This window comes from Streptomyces sp. MnatMP-M17 (assembly GCF_900091995.1).
In the GTDB taxonomy this organism is placed as follows: Bacteria; Actinomycetota; Actinomycetes; order Streptomycetales; family Streptomycetaceae; genus Streptomyces.
In genome coordinates, this window is record NZ_FMDK01000502.1 from 1 (window position 1) to 2,152 (window position 2,152).

Consider the following 2,152-nt stretch of genomic DNA (forward strand, 5'->3'; position numbering starts at 1 on the left):
CCACCACCTCGGCGAGCCGTCGCCACTCGGCGCGCGGCAGGGCGCCCGGCGCGCCCGCGGTGCTGCCGGGCGTCACGATCTGGAGCGCGACATGGTCCGCGCCGGCCGCGTGGAATTCGTCGATACGGCTCTTGATCCGGGCGTCGTCGCCCCAGGCGTAGACGGCGTCGATGAGCCGGTCGCTGCCGCCGTTCAGGAAGTCGTCTTCGGTGAAGCCCAGCCGCAGGAAGCTGTTGGTGTAGTTCGGCAGCGTGAGATACATGGCGAGGTAGTCGCGGGCCGTGGTACGGGCGGTCTCCGGATCGGTGTCCAGGACGACCTTCAGCTCGGGAGCCAGGAGCGGTCCGGCGCCGAGGATGTCACGGGCCTGTGCGGTGTGCTCGGGAGTGACCAGATACGGATGGGCACCGCCCGCGCGGTCACGGGAGAGTTCGAGCATCTTCGGGCCGAGCGCGGCGAGCACGATCCGGCCGGCCGGGACCTTGCCCTCGTCCAGTCCGTCGAGATACTCGGCCATCGAGGAGTAGGGACGCCGGTACTGCGAGGCGATCTTGGCGTGGCTGGCGCCGAGACCGAGTACGAAGCGTCCCGGATGCTCGGAGTCCAGCCGCAGGAAGCGGGCGGCGGTGTCGGCGGCCTCGTACTGCCAGATGCTGAGGATGCCGGTGGCGACGGTGAGCCGTGACGTGGCCTCGATGAGCGGTTCCGCGTGCTCGACACCGCTCATGCCCAGCCAGACGGCGCCGAAGCCGAGCTCCTCCAGTTCGGCGGCGGCCTCCGGGGCCTCACCGCCCGCCGGGCCGTCGGACCGGAGTCCCGAGCTCCAGATCCCGTACCGGCCCACGGACTCCTGCAGAGTAACCATCGTTTTGTCTCCCACGTGCCTGTGAAATACAGCGATCACCGTGCCAACCCGGGCCCGGTACATGACTATTCCTGGATCAGGTCCTGGATCAGGCCAGGGTCTTTCGTCCGGGTCTGGCTGGATCAGGGAGCGCCCGCCGCGGCAGCGGCTGATGTCACTGCGGGCACGCGAGCCCAGCCAGATTCAAACGAGAGGCCCCAGGCGCCGGTCCGCATCTGATCCCGGAGGCACGGTGTCATGGCATCGGTCCTTCGCTGCTGCCGTACGGTGCGAACAGATCGAGCAGCCTGGTCCTCGCCTCGTGCAGCCGGTGGGCGAGCACGCCGCCGATCCAGAGCGCCACGGCCTGGCCGAACACCGGATCGCCGTGGCACATCCGCCGTACGTCGTCCGCGTCGAACTCGTACGTCCGCACCAGCGTCATGGCCTCCGCGCCGAACTGCCAGACGAACGGCGGAAAGAGCCAGGACCAGCCGACGAGACTGCCGGAGCCCAGGGACGCTATCTCCGCCGGGCGGCGGCCCGGCACCCGTACATCGAGGATCACGCAGCCGCTGCGCACGATCCAGAAGCGGTCGGCGGGCTGGCCCTCGTCGAAGATGCGCGTGCCTTCGGGGAAGTTCACCTGGCGCGCGCCGTGCATCAGCCGCTCCCGGTGGATCGGGGAGAGGCCGTGCAACGTGGTGTCGGTCGTGGTGGTCATGGCTGCCGCCTCCTTGGCGATGTCGGGCCTGGCTGCCAGGCCCACCAGGCCCCCGGCGGCCCGCGGGTTCCTCCTCTCCAGACTCCACCCGGGGCTCTTGTGGCGCTACGGGTGGCTATGGGGCATCCGTAGCCCGGCCCGGGACGATTCCTCCGGTCCTGCCGGTCCGGGCGTTTTCGGGTTGGATGGGGAGTGTTCCCGATGCGGGCCGCAGGGCCCCGGGAGAGGAGGCGGATCATGCGCTTCGTCGACCGAACGGCCGCCGGGAAACGGCTGGCCGAAGAACTGGAACGGATGGATCTCGGCGATCCCGTGGTGCTGGGCCTGCCGCGCGGCGGGATTCCGGTGGCGTACGAGGTGGCCCGTACGCTGGGCGCGCCGCTGGATGTGATCGCCGTACGCAAGCTTGGCGTGCCGTACCAGCCCGAGCTGGGATTCGGCGCCATCGGTGAGGACGGCGTACGGATCATGAACGACGATGTGCTCCGCGTCGCCCGGGTCGGCCCGCGCGAGCGCGCGGAGATCGAGCAGGACGCGCGCGAGGCGCTGGAGCTGCGGCTGCGGCGCTACCGCGGCGACCGGCC

Annotated in this window: 3 protein-coding genes; 1 reads left to right on the forward strand and 2 read right to left on the reverse strand. The window is 70.4% G+C overall.

Features of this window, described 5'->3' with window-relative positions; all coding sequences use genetic code 11:
• Together GA0115259_RS22210 and GA0115259_RS22215 are read right to left on the reverse strand one after the other, a co-directional pair.
• Window positions 1-865: LLM class F420-dependent oxidoreductase (locus GA0115259_RS22210; protein ID WP_093600039.1), on the reverse strand; the 865-nt coding region annotated here is incomplete at its 3' end.
• 235 nt (window positions 866-1,100) lie between these two features.
• Complete coding sequence (locus tag GA0115259_RS22215) at window positions 1,101-1,568, reverse strand: Crp/Fnr family transcriptional regulator (RefSeq protein ID WP_093600042.1); 468 nt, start codon at window positions 1,566-1,568, stop codon at window positions 1,101-1,103.
• A gap of 237 nt (window positions 1,569-1,805) precedes the next feature.
• On the opposite strand from GA0115259_RS22215, the gene GA0115259_RS22220 reads away from it, so the two are divergent.
• Window positions 1,806-2,152, forward strand: a 347-nt coding sequence (locus GA0115259_RS22220) for a phosphoribosyltransferase (protein ID WP_256098079.1), incomplete at its 3' end; no start/stop codon positions are given.